Source organism: Streptococcus mitis (assembly GCF_003942685.1).
GTDB lineage: Bacteria > Bacillota > Bacilli > Lactobacillales > Streptococcaceae > Streptococcus > Streptococcus mitis_CD.
Genome location: NZ_RJNR01000002.1, coordinates 56,617 through 76,966, shown reverse-complemented (window position 1 = coordinate 76,966; position 20,350 = coordinate 56,617). Strand labels below are relative to the sequence as shown.

At 40.8% G+C, this 20,350-nt stretch carries 23 protein-coding genes; 11 read left to right on the top strand and 12 right to left on the bottom strand.

The annotated features are described in order from the left end of the window. Positions 1–32 precede the first annotated feature (32 nt). From uvrB to D8855_RS02175, 4 genes are all read left to right on the top strand, one after another. Positions 33–2,021: an excinuclease ABC subunit UvrB gene (gene uvrB, locus D8855_RS02190; RefSeq protein WP_049544180.1), complete on the top strand. Its 1,989-nt coding sequence runs from the start codon at positions 33–35 to the stop codon at positions 2,019–2,021. A 9-nt stretch (positions 2,022–2,030) separates the two neighbouring features. Continuing rightward, complete coding sequence (locus D8855_RS02185) at positions 2,031–2,657, top strand: NAD(P)H-dependent oxidoreductase (protein WP_125415757.1); 627 nt, start codon at positions 2,031–2,033, stop codon at positions 2,655–2,657. Between the two features lie 14 nt (positions 2,658–2,671). Further along, a complete protein-coding gene (locus tag D8855_RS02180; protein ID WP_125415754.1) occupies positions 2,672–3,160 on the top strand; it encodes a GNAT family N-acetyltransferase in 489 nt (162 codons plus the stop codon). A gap of 70 nt (positions 3,161–3,230) precedes the next feature. Continuing rightward, positions 3,231–3,698, top strand: a complete 468-nt coding sequence (locus D8855_RS02175; protein WP_125393311.1) for an 8-oxo-dGTP diphosphatase — start codon at positions 3,231–3,233, stop codon at positions 3,696–3,698. Here D8855_RS02175 and D8855_RS02170 read toward each other — a convergent pair. The 5 genes from D8855_RS02170 to coaB all read right to left on the bottom strand — a co-directional run bounded on the left by D8855_RS02170 (position 3,695) and on the right by coaB (position 6,724). Further along, positions 3,695–4,210 (bottom strand): transcription repressor NadR, encoded by a 516-nt coding sequence (locus D8855_RS02170; RefSeq protein WP_125415751.1) that lies wholly within the window; start codon positions 4,208–4,210, stop codon positions 3,695–3,697. The genes D8855_RS02175 and D8855_RS02170 overlap by 4 nt on opposite strands. Positions 4,211–4,221: 11 nt before the next feature. Next, positions 4,222–4,749 (bottom strand): ECF transporter S component, encoded by a 528-nt coding sequence (locus D8855_RS02165; protein WP_125415749.1) that lies wholly within the window; start codon positions 4,747–4,749, stop codon positions 4,222–4,224. A 175-nt stretch (positions 4,750–4,924) separates the two neighbouring features. Beyond that, the gene (locus D8855_RS02160; protein ID WP_000747412.1) at positions 4,925–5,488 is read right to left on the bottom strand and encodes an ECF transporter S component; all 564 of its coding nucleotides are present in this window, start codon (positions 5,486–5,488) and stop codon (positions 4,925–4,927) included. After that, positions 5,472–6,023 carry a phosphopantothenoylcysteine decarboxylase gene (gene coaC, locus D8855_RS02155; RefSeq protein ID WP_125415746.1) on the bottom strand — a complete coding sequence of 184 codons (552 nt, stop codon included), beginning with the start codon at positions 6,021–6,023 and terminating at the stop codon, positions 5,472–5,474. The genes D8855_RS02160 and coaC overlap by 17 nt, the downstream gene beginning before the upstream one ends. An 11-nt stretch (positions 6,024–6,034) precedes the next feature. Continuing rightward, complete coding sequence (gene coaB / locus D8855_RS02150; protein ID WP_049544198.1) at positions 6,035–6,724, bottom strand: phosphopantothenate--cysteine ligase; 690 nt, start codon at positions 6,722–6,724, stop codon at positions 6,035–6,037. A gap of 225 nt (positions 6,725–6,949) precedes the next feature. On the opposite strand from coaB, the gene D8855_RS02145 reads away from it, so the two are divergent. From D8855_RS02145 to radC, 3 genes are all read left to right on the top strand, one after another. Beyond that, the gene (locus tag D8855_RS02145; RefSeq protein ID WP_125415744.1) at positions 6,950–8,620 is read left to right on the top strand and encodes a formate--tetrahydrofolate ligase; all 1,671 of its coding nucleotides are present in this window, start codon (positions 6,950–6,952) and stop codon (positions 8,618–8,620) included. 267 nt (positions 8,621–8,887) lie between these two features. Continuing rightward, complete coding sequence (pcrA, locus tag D8855_RS02135; RefSeq protein ID WP_125415741.1) at positions 8,888–11,179, top strand: DNA helicase PcrA; 2,292 nt, start codon at positions 8,888–8,890, stop codon at positions 11,177–11,179. A gap of 42 nt (positions 11,180–11,221) precedes the next feature. Beyond that, positions 11,222–11,902 (top strand): RadC family protein, encoded by a 681-nt coding sequence (radC, locus tag D8855_RS02130; RefSeq protein WP_125415738.1) that lies wholly within the window; start codon positions 11,222–11,224, stop codon positions 11,900–11,902. Here the strand turns inward: radC and D8855_RS02125 are convergent. The 7 genes from D8855_RS02125 to D8855_RS02095 form a co-directional block, all read right to left on the bottom strand. Beyond that, on the bottom strand, positions 11,899–12,588 hold the full coding sequence (locus D8855_RS02125; protein WP_125415735.1) for a gamma-glutamyl-gamma-aminobutyrate hydrolase family protein: 690 nt from the start codon (positions 12,586–12,588) through the stop codon (positions 11,899–11,901). The two genes, radC and D8855_RS02125, sit on opposite strands and share 4 nt — an antisense overlap. Before the next feature lie 17 nt (positions 12,589–12,605). Continuing rightward, complete coding sequence (locus tag D8855_RS02120; protein ID WP_000653417.1) at positions 12,606–13,247, bottom strand: redox-sensing transcriptional repressor Rex; 642 nt, start codon at positions 13,245–13,247, stop codon at positions 12,606–12,608. Between the two features lie 82 nt (positions 13,248–13,329). Next, positions 13,330–13,545, bottom strand: coding sequence for a DUF4649 family protein (locus D8855_RS02115; RefSeq protein ID WP_000462492.1), 216 nt, complete (start codon positions 13,543–13,545; stop codon positions 13,330–13,332). Between the two features lie 7 nt (positions 13,546–13,552). Further along, positions 13,553–13,900 (bottom strand): DUF1831 domain-containing protein, encoded by a 348-nt coding sequence (locus tag D8855_RS02110; protein WP_000863540.1) that lies wholly within the window; start codon positions 13,898–13,900, stop codon positions 13,553–13,555. 4 nt (positions 13,901–13,904) lie between these two features. Next, entirely contained in the window at positions 13,905–15,020 is a 1,116-nt protein-coding gene (locus D8855_RS02105; protein ID WP_125415729.1) for a cysteine desulfurase family protein, read from the bottom strand. 9 nt (positions 15,021–15,029) lie between these two features. Then, positions 15,030–15,989: a ribose-phosphate diphosphokinase gene (locus tag D8855_RS02100; RefSeq protein WP_001283818.1), complete on the bottom strand. Its 960-nt coding sequence runs from the start codon at positions 15,987–15,989 to the stop codon at positions 15,030–15,032. 111 nt (positions 15,990–16,100) lie between these two features. Further along, a complete protein-coding gene (locus D8855_RS02095; protein WP_125415727.1) occupies positions 16,101–16,670 on the bottom strand; it encodes a CYTH domain-containing protein in 570 nt (189 codons plus the stop codon). A gap of 128 nt (positions 16,671–16,798) precedes the next feature. Here D8855_RS02095 and yjbM point away from each other — a divergent pair, with 128 nt between their 5' ends. Genes yjbM through pta form a run of 4 tightly spaced genes read left to right on the top strand, consistent with a single transcriptional unit; the run spans position 16,799 to position 20,183 of the window. Next, positions 16,799–17,470 carry a GTP diphosphokinase gene (gene yjbM, locus D8855_RS02090; protein ID WP_125415724.1) on the top strand — a complete coding sequence of 224 codons (672 nt, stop codon included), beginning with the start codon at positions 16,799–16,801 and terminating at the stop codon, positions 17,468–17,470. Further along, positions 17,454–18,272 (top strand): NAD kinase, encoded by an 819-nt coding sequence (locus tag D8855_RS02085; protein WP_125415721.1) that lies wholly within the window; start codon positions 17,454–17,456, stop codon positions 18,270–18,272. The genes yjbM and D8855_RS02085 overlap by 17 nt, the downstream gene beginning before the upstream one ends. Continuing rightward, the gene (locus D8855_RS02080; RefSeq protein WP_070843044.1) at positions 18,269–19,165 is read left to right on the top strand and encodes an RluA family pseudouridine synthase; all 897 of its coding nucleotides are present in this window, start codon (positions 18,269–18,271) and stop codon (positions 19,163–19,165) included. The genes D8855_RS02085 and D8855_RS02080 overlap by 4 nt, the downstream gene beginning before the upstream one ends. A gap of 43 nt (positions 19,166–19,208) precedes the next feature. Continuing rightward, on the top strand, positions 19,209–20,183 hold the full coding sequence (gene pta / locus D8855_RS02075) for a phosphate acetyltransferase (RefSeq protein ID WP_000451571.1): 975 nt from the start codon (positions 19,209–19,211) through the stop codon (positions 20,181–20,183). Positions 20,184–20,350: the final 167 nt, after the last annotated feature.

Below are 20,350 nucleotides of genomic sequence, written 5' to 3'. Positions count from 1 at the left end.
AAATAGGAATAGCACATGGAGAGAGGATTCTTATGATCAATCGCATTACAGACAATCAATTTAAACTAGTATCAAAATACCAACCATCAGGAGATCAACCCCAAGCTATCGAGCAGTTGGTAGATAACATTGAGGGGGGAGAAAAAGCTCAGATTCTGATGGGGGCGACTGGTACAGGGAAGACCTATACCATGAGTCAGGTCATTTCCAAAGTCAATAAACCAACTCTGGTCATTGCTCACAATAAAACTCTAGCAGGACAGCTCTATGGGGAGTTTAAGGAATTTTTCCCTGAAAATGCTGTTGAGTACTTCGTATCCTACTATGATTATTACCAACCCGAGGCCTATGTCCCTTCTAGCGATACCTACATTGAGAAGGACAGTTCAGTCAATGATGAGATTGACAAACTCCGCCACTCAGCGACTTCAGCCCTTTTGGAGCGTAATGATGTCATCGTTGTGGCTTCTGTCTCTTGTATCTATGGTCTGGGTTCGCCCAAGGAATACGCTGATAGTGTCGTGAGTCTGCGTCCAGGTCTTGAAATTTCTCGTGATAAACTTCTTAATGACTTGGTTGATATTCAGTTTGAGCGCAATGATATTGATTTCCAACGGGGGAGATTTCGTGTTCGTGGGGATGTAGTGGAGATTTTCCCAGCTTCCCGTGATGAACATGCCTTTCGAGTAGAATTTTTCGGAGACGAAATTGACCGTATTCGTGAAGTTGAGGCTCTGACGGGTCAGGTGTTGGGAGAAGTGGATCATTTGGCGATTTTCCCAGCCACTCACTTTGTGACCAATGACGATCACATGGAAGTTGCCATTGCCAAGATTCAGGCGGAGTTGGAGGAGCAGTTAGCAGTTTTTGAAAAGGAAGGAAAATTGCTTGAAGCCCAACGTTTGAAACAGCGGACAGAGTATGATATCGAAATGTTGCGTGAGATGGGCTATACTAACGGGGTTGAAAACTATTCACGCCACATGGATGGACGTAGTGAAGGAGAGCCTCCTTATACCCTTCTCGACTTCTTCCCAGATGATTTCTTGATCATGATTGATGAGAGCCACATGACCATGGGACAAATCAAAGGCATGTACAATGGAGACCGTTCTCGTAAAGAAATGTTAGTAAATTACGGTTTCCGTTTGCCGTCTGCTCTGGACAATCGTCCTCTCCGTCGGGAGGAGTTTGAAAGCCATGTGCATCAGATTGTCTACGTTTCAGCGACACCTGGTGACTATGAAAATGAACAGACCGAGACAGTGATTGAGCAAATCATTCGTCCAACGGGACTCTTGGATCCAGAGGTGGAAGTCCGTCCGACAATGGGACAGATTGATGACCTCTTGGGTGAAATCAATGCCCGTGTTGAGAAAAATGAGCGTACCTTTATCACAACCTTGACCAAGAAAATGGCAGAGGACTTAACCGACTACTTCAAAGAAATGGGCATCAAGGTCAAGTACATGCACTCGGATATCAAGACTTTAGAGCGGACGGAGATTATCCGTGACCTGCGCTTGGGTGTCTTTGATGTCTTGGTCGGAATCAACCTACTACGCGAAGGGATTGACGTTCCTGAAGTAAGCTTGGTTGCCATTCTTGATGCTGACAAGGAAGGTTTCCTTCGAAACGAACGTGGACTCATCCAGACAATTGGTCGTGCTGCTCGTAATAGTGAGGGACATGTCATTATGTATGCGGACACTGTTACTCAGTCTATGCAACGAGCTATTGATGAAACGGCCCGCCGTCGGAAAATCCAGATGGCTTATAATGAAGAGCATGGTATCGTTCCACAAACCATTAAGAAAGAAATCCGTGACCTGATCGCTGTAACTAAGGCAGTTGCTAAAGAAGAGGATAAGGAAGTCGATATCAATAGCCTCAACAAACAAGAACGCAAAGAACTTGTTAAGAAACTCGAAAAACAAATGCAAGAAGCCGTCGAAGTGCTTGACTTTGAACTCGCAGCTCAGATCCGCGATATGATGCTGGAAGTCAAGGCGTTAGATTAGGGGAATTTTATGAATATTTTAGTTATCAATGGACATCCTGATAAAGAAAGTTACTGCCAAGCAATTTTTCAAACGATTGTAGAAAATATAGACTCAAAGAGACATGAACTTGAAATGATTAATCTTAATGAGGAAGAGTTTGATCCTGTTTTACGTTATGGTTACCGACAAAGGATGGAGGACGATCCGTTTATTCTACGCTCTCAAGAATTAATCCAGTGGGCAGATCATTTCATTTTTATTTATCCTATTTGGTGGAGTAGTATGCCTAGTCTATTAAAGGGGTGGATTGATCGTGTTTTTACGCCAGGCATTGCATACTCTGCAAATAATCGAGGAAGCTTTATTTTGAATTACTTGAGAGGTAAACAGTTCAAAAAGTTATTAAAAGGAAAAACAGCTAGTATCTATGCAACTTCTATGGCACCAACTTGGTGGTACAAAGTATTTTCAGGTCCGATTAACATTCCAGACAGTTATGGAATATCAGTATTAAAGAATGCTGTATTGAATCACTGTGGCATAAAAACAAAGAGGGTTTCAATCTTGGGAGAGTTAGGCCGTGAAGTAAATACAAGTTCAACAAGACAAAAATTTCTACAAAAAGTAGCAAAGGAAGTCAGGGTGTTGGATTAAGGAAAAGAAAGTAAATGACGGTTATTATCAAATCAATGGAAACTCCTGAAGAGATAGAAGGTAAATCCCTCGTTCACTGGCAAACGTGGAGAGAGGCTTATGATGACCTTTTGCCTGCAGAATTTCAGGAGACAATGACATTAGAAAGGTGTCGATTCTTTAGTAAAAAGTATCCAGAAAATACATTGATTGCGATGGATGGTATGAAGGTAGTTGGTTTTATCAGTTATGGCAACTTTCGTGATGAGACTATTCAAGCTGGCGAAATTATTGCCTTATATGTTTTAAAAGACTATTATGGAAAAGGCATCGCACAAAAGTTAATGAAAGTAGCTTTGACTGCTCTTGATCATTTTTCTGAAATTTTCTTATGGGTATTGAAAGATAATAAGCGAGCCATTGCTTTCTATCAAAAAATGGGTTTTACTTTTGATGGACAAGAAAAAATACTTGAACTTGGAAAGCCTATAAAGGAAAAACGAATGGTATTTTATTCTAAATAATTTTAAAAAGTAGAATCTAGAATCTCTGGTACCAAGTCTGAAAATTTAATAAATTAGAAAGCGAGAAAATATGTCCCGTTCCCAATTAACGATTTTAACAAACATTTGTCTGATTGAAGACCTCGAAACTCAGCGCGTGGTTATGCAGTATCGCTCTCCTGAAACCAATCGCTGGTCTGGTTATGCCTTTCCTGGAGGTCATGTAGAAAATGGCGAAGCTTTCGCAGAGTCTGTCATTCGTGAAATATATGAAGAAACAGGGTTGACTATCCAAAATCCTCAACTTGTCGGTATTAAAAATTGGCCTCTGGATACAGGTGGGCGCTATATTGTCGTTTGTTATAAGGCGACTGAGTTCTCTGGTAGCCTTCGCTCTTCAGATGAAGGAGAAGTTTCTTGGGTGCAAAAAGACCAGATTCCAAACTTGGATCTGGCCTATGATATGTTACCCTTGATGGAGATGATGGAAGCTCCTGACAAATCTGAATTTTTTTACCCTCGCCGTACAGAAGACGATTGGGAAAAGAAAATTTTCTAGTCTTTTACTAAATAACCGAGCTGATCCAAGGCCTCCTCGATATAGCGGAGGTCTTGTTGTGTTTCAGCTTCGACTAGGTGGTAATGGATGCCATCTGTCAATTCAGACAGAGGTCTAAAGTCAGAATGTTCGACTTGTTCTAGAAAATGTTGCACATCTCTGCGACAAGACAGTTTAAGCAAGGTTTCAATTTCTCCATAAACGGGATGGTCAATCAAGGTATTTTGAACACGTCCACCATTATCTACGATAGCAAGGAGTTCTTGACCGATTTCTTCAACTTCATGTTTCACTTTGAAAAGTTTGTGAACATAAGGATTGGTATCAATTTGCTTATAGACGTAGCCACGATTAGTGGATAGGATAGGAGCGCCATCGGCTCTCAAAATTGCAATGTCTTGTACAATGACCTGACGTGTGACATGAAAATGTTCCGCCAAACTTTGGCCGTTGAGGGCTTTAGGAGCTTCTTTCAAGAGTTGGAGCAGGGCTTGTTTGCGATTTTTTGTCATAGTTCTTCCTTTTAACGGCGTTTTCGAAGCACTTTATAAACAGCTAGTGCTAATGTATAGTCTATCATACTATGGATAATTGTACCAAATCCAACTAGCACAAATAGAACATAAAACATATTTTCTACATTGGTACCGGAAGTTGCATAAAAAATGACACAGGCCAATACTTCAGCAAGGGCATGGACAAGCGCTAACACAAAGTTGAAAATCCAGGAAGCTTTTGGTTTATCAAGGGTTTCGGGGAATTTTTGTAGGTAAAGAGCTCCTAGAGTCCCAAAAAAGATATGGGAAAAAGCTCGAAATACGATAACCATTGGATAGCCAGCCATCAAAAATCCAAAACTAGAGGCTAGGATGACAAAAACAGCCATCAAGGGCGACAAGAACATGGCAATAAAAATAGCGATGTGGCTTCCCAAAGTGTAAGAAGCAGGAGGAATGACAATCTTAAAAGGCATAACAATTGGAATCAAAATTGCAATAGCCGTTAAAAGGGCAGTCATTGTCATAAATTGTGTTTTTTTCCGTATATTCATAAGAATCTCCTTTTTATCTGTATATACACTAGTATAGTACAATAAACAAGACAATAAAGCAAGGATTTACTTGAGTTTATAGGTCGTTTTTTTGTTAAAAGTTAGTAAAGATTTCACTAAAAAGAAACTGTATAGAGCAACATCTCCACCTTCAAGCTTGAAAGTGGAGATGTTTTTATTTTTTCAAAGTCTGTAGTCTTGGAACAATGGCTAGGGTTAGAACTGCGGAAATGACTAATTCGGCAATCGAATTTGTTGAGATAACAGTTGCTAGGAGTTTTTGGATATTACCATCAAAAACATTTCCAAAAAGGTAGAAAATTCCACCAAGTACAAAGACTGTGTTGGTAAGTGAACCTAGGGCACCAGCTAGAATCAGACCAGTTTTATTTTTCATCAGTTTATAGACTAGATACGGAGTTAAACCAATCAAAATACGTGGGACGATGGCAATGATAGCTGAGTAGATGTTTCCGTTTGGTACAAATGGTGAGAAGAGGTAGCTTGTAGGTAGAATCGTAATCGTATTAACTGTCAAGCTAAGAAGCCCCATCAAAAATCCAAGTGTAACCCCAACTCGTGGACCGTAAATAATGCTGGCAATAATGACAGGAATATGAACGATGGTCGGTTTGATTGGGAATGGAAAAAGGTTAAAGATAAGTGAGCTCAGAAAGTGAATCACGAGCATGGTTGCAAAAAAGATAGCAATAGGTGCAATGTTAGAGCGTTTTTTCATCGATAGTTTCCTTTATTCTTTCTAAAATAATTGTGAGGTCGGCTAAAGCTCCTCGTCCATAGTCTCCACAAGCTAGTAGGGATTCTTTTGGAGCAATCAGCTGATAGCCGTAGGTTTCTAATGTTTTCAGATTAGCCTGAGTTGCTGGATGGTCGTACATCTTTGTATTCATAGCAGGAGCTATTAGTTTGGGAATATGACTTGGCAAGGCTAAAGCTGTACTGGTCACCATGTTGTCCGCAAAGCCAAGGGCTAGTTTTGCGATAGTGTTAGCAGTTGCAGGGGTCACGATGAATACATCCGCCTTTTTTCCAAGTTCGATATGATTAACCTGTTCAGGATAGGGTTCCTTCATGACATCCAGGTGGACAGGATTCTGTGATAAGACCTGTAGAGTCAAAGGTTGGATAAACTCTGTAGCAGCCTGGGTCATTAAGACAGTGACTTGATGGCCTTGTTTTTTAAGCGAACTAACTAAATCTGCCGACTTGTAAGAGGCGATTGAGCCCGTTACAGCCAAGAGAATGTTTGACATAGTTTTCCTTTCTATGAATGACAGGCTTGAATTTTTTCAAGGAGGAGTTCTGCAATTTCTTCTTTAGTGTTAACTGTTTGGAGATAATCTTTCTCAACAAAGATTGCACGATGCTGGTTTGCTGAAATTTGAGTCAGGTCATTTGCGATAATCAAGTCTGCTTGGTTCTTGATAAGACTTTTTCTAGCAATCTCGATGAGATAATCCTCAGAGACATCAACCAGCAGTTTGAAGCCAATCAGATGAATAGCAGGATTCCATTCTTTGACTAGGGATATGATTTTAGGTGTTTTTTTCAGGAATAAAACCTGAACCTCATCAGTCGAAGAAATCTTAGCTTGATGATTTTGCTTGCTTAAAAATTTTTCCAAATTGGAGCTAGACTGAACTTCCTCTAGACTTGTCATATAAACAGGAGTGTAGTCGGATACCGCCATTGAGTGAATCAAGACTTGATAATCCTGAACACGTTCTTGCATTTCTAGTAGAAGGTTCTTGGTATTGTTAATTTCTCGAATGCTTAGGTTGGGATGGGCTTCTGGCTTCAGAGCTCGTTTTGTTGTTATCAAACAAACTTCATGCCCTGCAGCAAGCAAGGTTTCTGTGATGATTTTCCCCAAGCGTCCTGTAGAATGGTTAGTGATAGAACGGACGCTATCGATAGCTTCACTGGTACCGCCCGATGTAACTAAAATTTTCATAGCACTATTGTACACAAAAATAAACGGTAAGTAAAATGAAAGCAATAAAAATTTGGTAAAAGGAAAGAATATAGTTTCAAACTATAAAGCCATATAAAATTTAAGAAAGGACTCTAAAAACCTTAAAAATAGGGATATTTACGAACGTTTAGAGAGTTTTAGGATGTTAAAAATCTTGTTTTGTGTTATAATGAATTATCATATAAGAGGTTAGAGGAGTTTTGAATGAAAACAGATATTGAAATCGCACAGAGTATTGAGTTGAAGCCAATCGTTGATGTTGTAGAGAAACTTGGTATTTCTTACGATGATTTAGAGTTGTACGGAAAGTACAAGGCTAAGCTCAGCTTTGATAAAATTCGTGCAGTTGAGAGCTATCCAGTTGGAAAATTGATTCTGGTTACTGCCATCAACCCAACACCTGCAGGTGAAGGAAAATCAACCATTACCATTGGTCTTGCGGATGCCTTGAATAAGATTGGCAAGAAAACCATGATTGCTATTCGCGAACCATCTCTTGGTCCAGTAATGGGAATTAAGGGGGGGGCAGCTGGTGGTGGTTATGCTCAAGTTCTGCCAATGGAAGACATCAACCTCCACTTTACGGGGGACATGCATGCCATTACAACTGCCAACAATGCGCTTTCTGCCTTGATTGACAACCACTTACACCAAGGAAATGAGTTAGGAATTGACCAACGTCGTATCCTCTGGAAACGTGTAGTGGACTTGAATGACCGTGCTCTTCGCCATGTGACCGTTGGACTTGGTGGTCCTCTAAATGGTATTCCGCGTGAGGATGGCTTTGATATTACAGTTGCTTCCGAAATCATGGCAATTCTTTGCTTGGCAACAGACATCGAGGACTTGAAACGCCGTCTGGCTAATATCGTTATCGGTTATCGCTATGACCGTACACCTGTTTCTGTTGGTGATCTGCAGGTTGAAGGTGCTTTAGCATTGATCTTGAAGGATGCTATTAAGCCAAACTTGGTGCAGACAATTTACGGTACACCTGCCTTTGTACATGGTGGTCCATTTGCCAATATTGCTCACGGATGTAACTCTGTCTTGGCAACGACTACAGCCCTTCACTTGGCTGATTATACAGTTACTGAAGCTGGTTTTGGTGCAGATCTCGGTGCTGAGAAATTCCTTGATATTAAGACACCAAATTTGCCAACTTCTCCAGATGCAGTTGTCATTGTCGCAACCCTTCGTGCCCTTAAAATGAATGGTGGTGTGGCTAAAGACGCTTTGACAGAAGAAAACGTAGAAGCTGTTCGTGCCGGTTTTGCCAACTTGAAACGCCACGTTGAGAACATCCGTAAGTTCGGTATTCCAGCAGTTGTGGCTATTAACGAATTTGTATCTGATACAGAAGCTGAAATTGCAGCCTTGAAAGAACTTTGTGCCTCAATCGATGTACCAGTTGAATTGGCTAGTGTCTGGGCTGATGGTGCAGAAGGTGGAGTAGCACTTGCTGAAACAGTTGTTAAGACTATTGCTGAAAACCCAGCTAACTATAAACGTTTGTATGACAATGACCTTTCTGTTCAAGAAAAGATTGAAAAGATTGTTACTGAAATTTACCGTGGTAGCAAAGTGAACTTTGAGAAGAAAGCTCAAACACAAATCACTCAAATCGTTCAAAATGGTTGGGACAAATTGCCAATCTGTATGGCTAAAACTCAATACAGTTTTTCAGATAATCCAAATGCACTTGGAGCACCTGAAAACTTTGAAATTACCATTCGTGAATTGGTACCAAAATTAGGTGCAGGCTTCATCGTTGCCTTAACTGGTGATGTCATGACTATGCCAGGACTTCCAAAACGACCAGCAGCTCTCAATATGGATGTTGAAAGCGATGGAACAGTCCTAGGTTTGTTCTAGTATATTGTAATTGACTTTGTACTCTTCGAAAATCAAATTCAAACCACGTCAGCTTCACCTTGCCGTACTCAAGTACAGCCTGCGGCTAGCTTCCTAGTTTGCACTTCGATTTTCATTGAGTAAAAAATGAGTTTGGAAATACTATCCAAGCTCATTTTTTATCTAGATATAAGAAGTTGCCTTCTACACGTAACCAGTCTAGGTAAAGATATTTTCCCTAAATTCTGATATAATAGAAATATTGACTTCAAGAGTAAGGAAGAGAATATGAACGCATTATTAAATGGAATGAATGACCGTCAGGCTGAGGCGGTGCAAACGACAGAAGGCCCCTTGTTGATCATGGCGGGGGCTGGTTCTGGAAAGACTCGTGTTTTAACCCACCGTATTGCTTATCTGATTGATGAAAAGATGGTAAATCCGTGGAATATATTGGCTATTACCTTTACTAATAAGGCTGCGCGTGAGATGAAAGAGCGTGCTTATAGCCTCAATCCAGCCACTCAGGACTGTCTGATTGCGACCTTCCACTCCATGTGTGTTCGTATTTTGCGTCGCGATGCGGACCATATTGGCTACAACCGCAATTTCACTATTGTAGATCCTGGTGAACAGCGAACGCTCATGAAACGCATTCTCAAGCAGTTGAACTTGGATCCTAAAAAATGGAATGAACGGAGCATCTTAGGGACTATTTCCAATGCCAAGAATGATTTGATTGATGATGTTGCCTATGCTGCCCAAGCTGGAGATATGTACACGCAAATTGTGGCCCAGTGTTATACAGCCTATCAGAAAGAACTGCGTCAGTCGGAGTCGGTTGACTTTGATGATTTGATTATGCTGACCCTGCGTCTCTTTGATCAAAATCCTGATGTCTTGATCTACTACCAGCAGAAATTTCAGTACATCCATGTTGATGAGTACCAAGATACCAACCATGCCCAGTACCAGTTAGTCAAGCTTCTAGCTTCACGTTTTAAAAATATCTGTGTGGTTGGGGATGCGGACCAGTCTATTTACGGTTGGCGAGGTGCTGATATGCAGAATATTTTGGATTTTGAGAAAGATTATCCCCAAGCCAAGGTTGTTTTGTTGGAGGAGAATTACCGCTCAACTAAAACCATTCTCCAAGCGGCCAACGAGGTCATTAAAAACAATAAAAATCGCCGTCCTAAGAATCTCTGGACTCAAAACGTTGATGGGGAACAAATCGTTTACTATCGTGCCAATGATGAGCTAGATGAAGCTGTATTTGTAGCCAGAACTATCGATGAACTTGGTCGGAGTCAAAACTTCCTTCACAAGGATTTTGCAGTTCTCTATCGTACAAATGCGCAGTCTCGTACTATTGAAGAAGCCCTACTCAAGTCAAACATTCCTTATACCATGGTTGGCGGAACCAAGTTCTACAGCCGTAAGGAAATCCGAGATATTATCGCTTACCTCAATCTTATTGCCAATTTGAGTGACAATATCAGTTTTGAGCGTATTATCAACGAGCCTAAACGTGGAATTGGGCCAGGTACAGTTGAGAAAATCCGTGATTTTGCGAATATGCAAGATATTTCCATGCTAGATGCTTCTGCTAATATCATGTTGTCTGGCATCAAAGGAAAAGCAGCACAATCTATCTGGGATTTTGCCAATATGATTCTAGATTTACGAGAGCAGCTAGATCAATTAAATATTACAGACTTGGTTGAGGCTGTTTTAGAAAAAACAGGTTACGTCGATATTCTAAATGCTCAAGCGACTCTAGAAAGCAAGGCTAGGGTTGAAAACATAGAAGAGTTCCTCTCTGTGACGAAAAACTTTGATGACACCTCTGATGGGCCAGAAGAGGAAACTGGTTTGGACAAACTGAGTCGTTTCTTAAATGATTTAGCCTTGATTGCGGACACAGATTCAGGTAGTCAGGAGACATCAGAAGTGACCTTGATGACCCTGCATGCTGCCAAAGGTCTCGAGTTTCCAGTTGTCTTTTTGATTGGGATGGAAGAAAATGTCTTCCCGCTTAGTCGCGCGGCTGAGGATCTAGATGAATTAGAAGAAGAACGCCGTCTGGCCTATGTAGGAATTACGCGTGCAGAGAAAATTCTCTATCTGACAAATGCCAACTCGCGCCTGCTTTTTGGTCGTACCAACTACAACCGTCCGACTCGTTTTATTAACGAAATCAGTTCAGACTTACTTGAGTATCAAGGATTGGCCCGTCCAGCCAATACAAGCTTTAAAGCATCATATAGCAGTGGTAGTATTTCCTTCGGTCAAGGTATGAGTTTGGCTCAAGCTCTTCAAGACCGTAAACGCAGTGCTGCCCCAAAATCTATCCAGTCAAGTGGTCTCCCATTTGGTCAATTTACAGCTGGCACAAAATCAGCGTCTAGTGAGACAAATTGGTCCATTGGTGACATTGCTCTCCACAAGAAATGGGGAGAGGGAACCGTTCTGGAAGTTTCAGGTAGCGGTGCTACGCAGGAATTAAAAATCAATTTCCCAGAAGTAGGTTTGAAAAAACTTTTAGCCAGTGTGGCCCCAATTGAGAAAAAAATCTAATTTTCCATCCTTCTCACGAATAATAAAGTGAGGAGGATTTTTATGTACAGTATTTCATTCCAAGAAGATTCATTATTGCCAAGAGAAAGACTTGCCCAAGAAGGAGTGGAAGCACTCAGTAACCAAGAGTTACTAGCTATTCTACTCAGGACAGGCACACGTCAAGCTAGCGTTTTTGAAATTGCCCAGAAAGTCTTGAACAATCTTTCAAGTCTAACAGATTTGAAAAAAATGACCCTGCAGGAATTGCAGAGTCTGTCTGGTATCGGGCGTGTTAAGGCCATAGAATTACAAGCTATGATTGAACTGGGGCATCGTATTCATAAACACGAAACTCTTGAGATGGAAAGTATTCTTAGTAGTCAAAAGTTAGCCAAGAAGATGCAGCAGGAGTTGGGACATAAAAAACAAGAGCACCTGGTGGCGCTCTATCTCAATACTCAAAATCAAATCATCCATCAACAGACCATTTTTATCGGTTCTGCAACTCGTAGTATTGCTGAACCACGAGAGATTCTTCACTATGCTATCAAGCATATGGCGACTTCTCTCATCTTGGTTCACAATCATCCTTCGGGAGCGGTAGCCCCTAGTCGTAATGATGATCATGTCACCAAACTTGTCAAAGAAGCCTGCGACCTGATGGGGATTGTCCTCTTGGACCATTTGATTGTCTCCCATTCTAATTACTTTAGCTACCGTGAAAAGACAGATTTAATCTAAAGTTCATTAACGATATAGTCAAAGAGGTTTTTATCTTTGGGACGATTTTCAAATAGAAACTCTGGATGCCATTGGACACCGAGAAAGGCGACATCATCCGTACTCATGACAGCTTCAATGATACCATCCTTAGGGTCATGAGCTGCAATCTTTAAGTTAGGTGCTAAATCCTTAATACTCTGATGGTGGAAGGAGTTGATATGGGAGATTTCTCCATAGATTTCTCGAAGAACAGTATCAGGTTCTGTCACCAAGCGTTGAGTTGTGTATTCGGCAGAACAATCTTGCCAGTGATCTTCGATATCTTGATACAAAGTTCCACCCATGGCAACGTTAAAGAGTTGAGTTCCACGACAGACAGAAAAAATTGGCTTTTTCTGTTTAATAGCTTCCTTGATGAGGGCCAGTTCAAAGATATCCCTTTGAAGGTGGTAGTCATCGCTATCGATGGTTTTTGGTTCACCATAGAATTTTGGATCAACATTTTGCCCACCTGTCAAGATGAGCTTGTCAATCATACTGATATAGTGGCAGGCCATTTCTTGATCACCAATCGGTAGGATGATGGGAATACCTCCAGCGTCTTTAACGCCTTCAACAAAGCCTTTTGCTACGTAGCTCATCATGATGTCATCATCTGGATGAGTTTTTTCGTTTCCTGTAATCCCTATAACTGGTTTTTTCATAAAATGATTTTCGCTTTCTAATCCTCTTTTCGCATGAAGTAGAGGAGGGTTTGGAGTTCACTTGTCAAATCGACATACTGAACGACCACGTCTTTTGGTAAATGCAGATGGACTGGTGAAAAACTAAGAATTCCTTTCACACCAGCATCCACCAAGAGATTGGCAACCTCTTGTGACTTGACGCTGGGAACTGTCAGGATAGCAGTCTTCACATCAGCATCCTTGATTTTATCCTTGATTTGAGAAATCCCGTAAATGGGAATCCCGTCAGGAGTTTGGGTACCGACTTCAGGATGGTCATCTAGGTCAAAGGCCATGATAATCTTCATCTTGTTACGTTCGTGGAAGCGGTAGTGGAGAAGGGCATGACCCATATTTCCAATACCTACCAGCATGACATTGGTAATGGAGTTATCATTGAGCAAATCGGCAAAAAATGTCATCAGTTTTTTGACATCGTAGCCAAAGCCACGACGACCCAGTTCACCAAAATAGGAAAAATCACGACGTACGGTCGCTGAGTCAATACCGATAGCCTCTGCAATTTGCTTAGAGTTGGCACGTTCAATCTTTTCTGCATGAAATCTCTTAAAAATTCGATAGTAGAGAGAGAGTCTTTTCGCTGTTGCTTTTGGAATAGCAGACTGTTTATCTTTCACAAAATCACAACCTTTCTATTCTTCTATTTTATAGAAACATTGTGAAAAAATCAACAAAAATAAGAAAAAACTAAGAAAAATCTTAGTTTTGATGTAAAAAATCTGCATGTGATAGAAATCGGTAGAGGTCTCCGACCAGACCCTGATAAACTTTCTGGCCATTAAAAGTCAGAGAAGTCACATAAAGTGTATCTGGTAGGGTCACACATCCTGACAGAGCCAGCATGAGAGCTTCATAATCCTCATACTTGAGTGTACGCTCTACATGATAGCTGTCTTTATAGGTCAGTTCAAACATATGGGACCTATCTTTCCGATTTTGTAAAGACACCACGTTCTACCAAGCTATCCATGAGGAAGTAGAATTTTTCCTGATGAATGTGGTGGTCTTCTGATTTGAAAATATCAACTAGGCGTAGCCCAAACTTGTCAGTGATATTGATTTTAGCACCTGTAAGTTCCTTGTTAATGATGATTTTGAGTTGGAATCCCTCACCGCTGTTCGGAACTTTTTCCAAAAGGCGAGTCAATTCATAGTTACCAACCTTAGTCTCAAAAAAGGTGTTATCTTTGAGGGTGAATTTTTTAACAGAAGGGCTAAGAGTGTAGTCGTAACGACAATTTTTTAACTGAATGGTTTTTTCAAATGCCATATGGCTAACCTCCGATAATTTCTTTTAAGGTTTTTGCGAGGGTATGTAGGTCTTCAACAGTATTTTCTGGCGACAAACTGATACGAACGGATTCCTTCAAGCGTTCTGAATTTGCCCCGTACATGGCTTCAAGAACATGGCTGGATTGTACAATGCCTGCAGTACAGGCTGAACCAGTAGAGATAGAAATTCCGGCCAAATCTAGACGAAGGAGTAAGAGGTCATTTTTTTGGCTAGAAAATCCAATATTGAGAACATAAGGGAGATGATGTTGTCCTCTATTCAAGTAATACTGAATGCCCTCTAGCTCTGCCAGAAAGACAGTTTCTAGATTTTGTATATGTTGAAAATGTTCTTCTTGTTTTTCTAGGTCTTCTTTTAGAGCTGCAACCATGCCTACGATGGCAGCTAGATTCTCAGTTCCAGCACGTTTTTTCTGTTCTTGGTCTCCACCATGGAGATAGGAATCAAAGTCCATGCTAGATGCGTAGAGGAAGCCGATTCCCTTAGGACCATGGAATTTATGGGCTGAAGCAGTGAGAAAATCAATGCCCAATTCTTCTGGGTGAATAGGGATTTTGCCGATTGCTTGAACTGCATCAACATGATAAGCAGCAGGGTGTTGCTTGAGTATTTGTCCAATTTCAGCAATGGGAAGTAGGTTTCCTGTCTCATTATTGGCAAACATGGTAGAAACCAAGATTGTATCTTTACGTAAGGCCTCTTGAATTTGCTGGGCCGTGATTTCTTGATTTTTTGGCTGGATAATGGTTACTTCAAAACCAAAGTGTTGAACCAAGTAATCAATTGTTTCAAGGACAGCATGGTGCTCAATGGCAGTTGTGATGATATGTTTTCCTTGTTCTTGGTGACGAAGGCAGTAGCCAATGATAGCAGTATTGTTGCCTTCAGTCCCACCAGAAGTGAAAAAGATATGTTGAGGTTTTGTCTCTAGTAATTGAGCTAGTTCCTGACGGGCTTCACGCAAAAGTTTGCCAGCTTGACGACCATGACCATGGATACTAGATGGATTGCCATGGGTTTCTTGCATAACCTTGGTCATAGCTGAAATAGCAACTGCTGACATAGGAGTCGTTGCAGCATTATCCAAATAAATCAAAGAATCACCTTATTTCTTTTTGTTGTAGGCAAAGAGTGGGCTGACTGGTTTTCTTTCGTGAATACGGACGATGGCATCACCAATTAACTCACTAGCAGTGATGTAGCATACGTTTTTAGGAGTTTTTTCTTTTGTTGCTACTGAATCAGTCACAAGAATTTCTTTAATATTAGTATTGTCAAGAAGTTCAGCAGCACCTTCGACGAAGAGACCATGACTAGAAACAGCATAAATTTCTGTAGCCCCTTCACGTTCAACGATTTTAGCAGCTTCAGAGAAGGTACGTCCTGTATTTAAAATATCGTCAATCAAGATAGCTTTTTTACCTTCAACATCACCGATAATATAACCTTCGTTGCGAGTTGCATCGTCTTGAGGGTAGTCTATAATGGCGATAGGAGCATCAAGATATTCAGCTAAGCTACGAGCACGCTTTACACCTGAATTTTTAGGGCTAACGACAACAACATCTGAACCAAGTAGACCCTTATCGCAGTAATGTTTTGCAAATAGGGGCACTGTGAAGAGGTTATCAACAGGAATATCAAAGAATCCTTGAACTTGAACGGCATGTAAATCAAGTGTAAGGATACGATCAACACCAGCCTTAACCAGCATATTGGCAACTAGTTTCGCTGTAAGTGGCTCACGAGGTGAAGCGATGCGGTCTTGACGTGCATAGCCAAAATATGGAAGAACAACGTTGATGCTGTGGGCACTTGCGCGCACACAAGCATCGACCATGATAAGCAATTCCATTAGGTGGTTGTTAACAGGGAAACTTGTAGACTGGATGATGTACACATCATAACCACGGACACTTTCTTCGATATTTACTTGGATTTCTCCATCTGAAAATTGACGTGATGATAGTTTTCCAAGTGGGACACCAACAGCTTGTGCAATTTTCTGTGCAATCTCTTGGTTAGAGTTGAGTGCGAAAAGTTTCATGTTTTTTCTATCTGACATTATAGACCGTCCTCTGTAAACTTTTTAAATCCTAGCTATATCTGCCTAGCCTATATGAACTTGGATTTTTGTATTTTATCTTTTCTATTTTACCAAAAAATAGAGATTATTTCAGCTATTTTTCATCCTTTTAACAAATCGAACCAATTTTGAAGGGGCTTTTTGATAATTAATCTGATTTTCTTCTAAAAATTGCTGGAAATCTTGTTTCCCTTGCTCGTGATTCTCAACTTCAAGCTCTAATTCGTAATCTGTAATATCAAAGTACTGATTTTCATCCAGCGCCATGAGACCAATAGCTGTTTGCATTTCATAGCGAAGTGTCGTTAGACAACCAAGGATCTGCCATTCACTTGTTTTAATACCATGTTTCGCCAATTCATTAAGAACCAATCCCTGAGGAAGTTCTTCCTTAGCCAGATAGTTTTCAGCATCTTTTAGTTGCAATTTTTGATTGTATTCCATGTTTCCAACACTTTGCGGGACTTTGAGTGTCAATTCAGCCCAGTCTTCAAAGGTTCGAATGCGCATAGCAACTTTCTTTTCTCGCAGTTCAAAATCAGGCGTGTCTATGTAGTAATTTTTTTGAAGAACAGGAGTGACGTCTGTGAACTGGCCTTTTAGACGATTGTATTCATCTTTTTTCAAGAGTGTTTTCAATTCAATTTCTAAATGTTTCATTTTTCTTACCTTTTCTTTATCGTTGAAAGCGGATTTATGGTATAATAAGCATTGTATTTATTGTATATGAATCTGGAGAAAAAATCAAAGATATTTTTGAAGGATAATATGAGAACAAGGGAGAATATATGACCTTAGAATGGGAAGAATTTCTAGATCCTTACATTCAAGCTGTTGGTGAGTTAAAGATTAAACTACGTGGTATTCGTAAGCAATATCGTAAGCAAAATAAGCATTCTCCGATTGAGTTTGTGACTGGTCGAGTCAAGCCGATTGAGAGCATCAAGGAAAAAATGGCTCGACGTGGTATTACTTATGCGACATTAGAACACGATTTACAGGATATTGCTGGTTTACGTGTGATGGTCCAGTTTGTAGATGACGTCCAAGAAGTTGTGGCTATTTTGCGCAAGCGTCAGGATATGCGGATCGTACAAGAGCGAGATTACATTACTCATCGAAAGGCTTCAGGCTACCGTTCCTATCATGTGGTAGTAGAATATACGGTTGACACTATCAATGGAGCCAAGACCATTTTAGCAGAAATTCAAATTCGTACTTTGGCCATGAATTTCTGGGCAACGATAGAACATTCTCTCAACTACAAGTACCAAGGGGATTTCCCAGAGGAAATTAAAAAGAGACTGGAAATTACTGCCAAAATTGCTCATCAGTTGGATGAAGAAATGGGTAAAATTCGAGATGATATTCAGGAAGCCCAGGCTCTTTTTGATCCTTTGAGTAGAAAATTAAATGACGGTGTAGGAAACAGTGACGATACAGATGAAGAATACAGGTAAACGAATTGACCTGATAGCTAATAGAAAACCGCAGAGTCAAAGGGTTTTGTATGAATTGCGAGATCGTTTGAAGAGAAATCAGTTTATACTCAATGATACCCATCCGGACATTGTCATCTCCATTGGTGGGGATGGTATGCTCTTGTCGGCCTTTCATAAGTATGAAAATCAACTTGATAAGGTCCGCTTTATCGGTGTTCATACTGGACATTTGGGCTTCTATACGGACTACCGTGATTTTGAGTTGGACAAGCTAGTGACTAATTTGCAGCTAGATACCGGAGCAAGAGTCTCTTACCCTGTTCTGAATGTGAAGGTCTTTCTTGAAAATGGTGAAGTGAAGATTTTTAGAGCACTAAATGAAGCCAGTATCCGCAGGTCTGATCGAACCATGGTGGCGGATGTTGTGATTAACGGCGTCCACTTTGAACGTTTTCGTGGAGATGGGCTAACAGTTTCGACACCGACTGGTAGCACAGCCTATAACAAGTCGCTTGGTGGAGCTGTTTTACACCCTACCATTGAAGCTCTTCAGTTGACGGAAATTGCCAGCCTTAACAATCGTGTTTATCGAACGCTGGGTTCGTCCATTATTGTTCCTAAGAAGGATAAGATTGAACTTATTCCAACAAGAAACGATTACCATACTATTTCGGTTGACAATAGCGTTTATTCCTTCCGCAATATTGAACGAATCGAGTATCAAATCGACCATCATAAGATTCACTTTGTCGCATCACCTAGCCATACCAGTTTCTGGAATCGTGTTAAGGACGCTTTTATCGGCGAGGTAGACGAATGAGGTTTGAATTTATCGCAGATGAGCATGTCAAAGTCAAGACCTTTTTGAAAAAGCACGAGGTTTCTAAGGGGTTGCTGGCCAAAATAAAGTTTCGAGGTGGAGCTATACTGGTCAATGACCAACCGCAAAATGCAACCTATCTATTGGATATTGGAGACCGAGTTATCATCGATATTCCTGCTGAGGAAGGCTTTGAAACCCTAGAAGCTATCGAGAGACCATTAGATATTCTCTATGAGGATGACCATTTTCTAGTCTTAAATAAACCCTATGGAGTGGCTTCTATTCCTAGTGTCAATCACTCTAATACCATTGCCAATTTTATCAAGGGTTACTACGTCAAGCAAGACTATGAAAATCAGCAGGTTCACATTGTAACCAGACTTGATAGGGACACTTCTGGCTTGATGCTCTTTGCCAAGCACGGCTATGCCCACGCACGATTAGACAAGCAGTTGCAGAAGAAGTCCATTGAAAAACGCTACTTTGCTTTGGTTAAAGGTGATGGATACTTGGAGTCAGAGGGGGAAATTATTGCTCCGATTGCGCGTGATGAAGATTCCATTATCACCAGACGGGTGGCTAAAGGTGGAAAGTATGCCCATACTTCTTACAAGATTGTAGCATCTTATGGGAATATTCACTTAGTTGATATTCGCCTGCATACTGGACGAACCCACCAAATCCGAGTCCATTTTTCTCATATTGGTTTTCCTTTGTTGGGAGATGACTTGTATGGTGGTAGTCTAGACGATGGAATTCAGCGCCAAGCCCTGCATTGCCATTACCTATCCTTTTATCATCCATTTTTAGAGCAAGACTTGCAGTTAGAAAGTCCCTTGCCGGATGATTTCAGTAACCTTATTACCCAGTTATCAACTAATACTCTATAAAAAATGATTCAGAGTATAATTATTATCTTAAAGGAGAAAACTCATGGAAGTTTTTGAAAGTCTCAAAGCCAACCTGGTTGGTAAAAATGCTCGTATCGTTCTCCCTGAAGGGGAAGAACCTCGTATTCTTCAAGCAACTAAACGCCTGGTAAAAGAAACAGAAGTGATTCCTGTTTTGCTTGGAAATCCTGAAAAAATTAAAATTTATCTTGAAATCGAAGGCATCGAGGATGGTTATGAAGTCATCGACCCTCAACACTACGATAAATTTGAAGAAATGGTTGCTGCCTTGGTAGAACGTCGCAAGGGTAAAATGTCTGAAGAAGATGCACGTAAGGTTTTGGTTGAAGATGTCAACTATTTTGGTGTTATGTTGGTTTACTTGGGCTTGGTTGATGGAATGGTGTCAGGAGCGATTCACTCAACAGCTTCAACAGTTCGCCCAGCCCTACAAATCATTAAAACTCGTCCAAATGTGACTCGTACTTCAGGTGCCTTCCTCATGGTTCGTGGTACGGAACGTTACCTGTTTGGAGACTGTGCCATCAACATTAATCCAGACGCAGAAGCTTTGGCTGAAATTGCCATTAACTCAGCAATCACAGCTAAAATGTTTGGAATCGAGCCTAAAATTGCTATGCTAAGCTATTCTACTAAAGGTTCAGGATTTGGAGAAAGCGTTGATAAGGTTGTTGAAGCAACTAAAATTGCTCATGACTTGCGCCCTGACCTTGAAATCGATGGTGAGTTGCAATTTGATGCGGCATTTGTTCCAGAAACTGCAGCTCTGAAAGCTCCTGGAAGTACAGTAGCTGGTCAAGCAAACGTCTTCATCTTCCCAGGTATCGAGGCAGGAAATATTGGCTACAAGATGGCAGAACGTCTTGGTGGCTTTGCGGCAGTAGGTCCTGTTTTGCAAGGTTTGAACAAGCCAGTTAACGACCTCTCTCGTGGATGTAATGCGGATGATGTTTACAAGTTAACCCTTATCACAGCAGCTCAAGCAGTTCATCAATAAGATTTAGTCCTCTTTCCCTTGGGAAGAGGTTTTTTATACTCAATGAAAATCAAAGAGCAAACTAGGAAACTAGCCGCAGGCTGTACTTGAGTACGGCAAGGCGACGTTGACGTGGTTTGAATTTGATTTTCGAAGAGTATTAATACTAGGAAAAGGACAGTTAGGGT

Excerpts from the sequence above, each read along its gene's own strand:
- uvrB (WP_049544180.1), top strand. The coding sequence starts at position 33 with ATGATCAATCGCATTACAGACAATCAATTTAAACTAGTATCAAAATAC.
- D8855_RS02185 (WP_125415757.1), top strand. The coding sequence starts at position 2,031 with ATGAATATTTTAGTTATCAATGGACATCCTGATAAAGAAAGTTACTGC.
- D8855_RS02180 (WP_125415754.1), top strand. The coding sequence starts at position 2,672 with ATGACGGTTATTATCAAATCAATGGAAACTCCTGAAGAGATAGAAGGT.
- D8855_RS02175 (WP_125393311.1), top strand. The coding sequence starts at position 3,231 with ATGTCCCGTTCCCAATTAACGATTTTAACAAACATTTGTCTGATTGAA.
- D8855_RS02170 (WP_125415751.1), bottom strand. The coding sequence starts at position 4,210 with ATGACAAAAAATCGCAAACAAGCCCTGCTCCAACTCTTGAAAGAAGCT.
- D8855_RS02165 (WP_125415749.1), bottom strand. The coding sequence starts at position 4,749 with ATGAATATACGGAAAAAAACACAATTTATGACAATGACTGCCCTTTTA.
- D8855_RS02160 (WP_000747412.1), bottom strand. The coding sequence starts at position 5,488 with ATGAAAAAACGCTCTAACATTGCACCTATTGCTATCTTTTTTGCAACC.
- coaC (WP_125415746.1), bottom strand. The coding sequence starts at position 6,023 with ATGTCAAACATTCTCTTGGCTGTAACGGGCTCAATCGCCTCTTACAAG.
- coaB (WP_049544198.1), bottom strand. The coding sequence starts at position 6,724 with ATGAAAATTTTAGTTACATCGGGCGGTACCAGTGAAGCTATCGATAGC.
- D8855_RS02145 (WP_125415744.1), top strand. The coding sequence starts at position 6,950 with ATGAAAACAGATATTGAAATCGCACAGAGTATTGAGTTGAAGCCAATC.
- pcrA (WP_125415741.1), top strand. The coding sequence starts at position 8,888 with ATGAACGCATTATTAAATGGAATGAATGACCGTCAGGCTGAGGCGGTG.
- radC (WP_125415738.1), top strand. The coding sequence starts at position 11,222 with ATGTACAGTATTTCATTCCAAGAAGATTCATTATTGCCAAGAGAAAGA.
- D8855_RS02125 (WP_125415735.1), bottom strand. The coding sequence starts at position 12,588 with ATGAAAAAACCAGTTATAGGGATTACAGGAAACGAAAAAACTCATCCA.
- D8855_RS02115 (WP_000462492.1), bottom strand. The coding sequence starts at position 13,545 with ATGTTTGAACTGACCTATAAAGACAGCTATCATGTAGAGCGTACACTC.
- D8855_RS02110 (WP_000863540.1), bottom strand. The coding sequence starts at position 13,900 with ATGGCATTTGAAAAAACCATTCAGTTAAAAAATTGTCGTTACGACTAC.
- D8855_RS02100 (WP_001283818.1), bottom strand. The coding sequence starts at position 15,989 with ATGTCAGATAGAAAAAACATGAAACTTTTCGCACTCAACTCTAACCAA.
- D8855_RS02095 (WP_125415727.1), bottom strand. The coding sequence starts at position 16,670 with ATGAAACATTTAGAAATTGAATTGAAAACACTCTTGAAAAAAGATGAA.
- yjbM (WP_125415724.1), top strand. The coding sequence starts at position 16,799 with ATGACCTTAGAATGGGAAGAATTTCTAGATCCTTACATTCAAGCTGTT.
- D8855_RS02085 (WP_125415721.1), top strand. The coding sequence starts at position 17,454 with ATGAAGAATACAGGTAAACGAATTGACCTGATAGCTAATAGAAAACCG.
- D8855_RS02080 (WP_070843044.1), top strand. The coding sequence starts at position 18,269 with ATGAGGTTTGAATTTATCGCAGATGAGCATGTCAAAGTCAAGACCTTT.
- pta (WP_000451571.1), top strand. The coding sequence starts at position 19,209 with ATGGAAGTTTTTGAAAGTCTCAAAGCCAACCTGGTTGGTAAAAATGCT.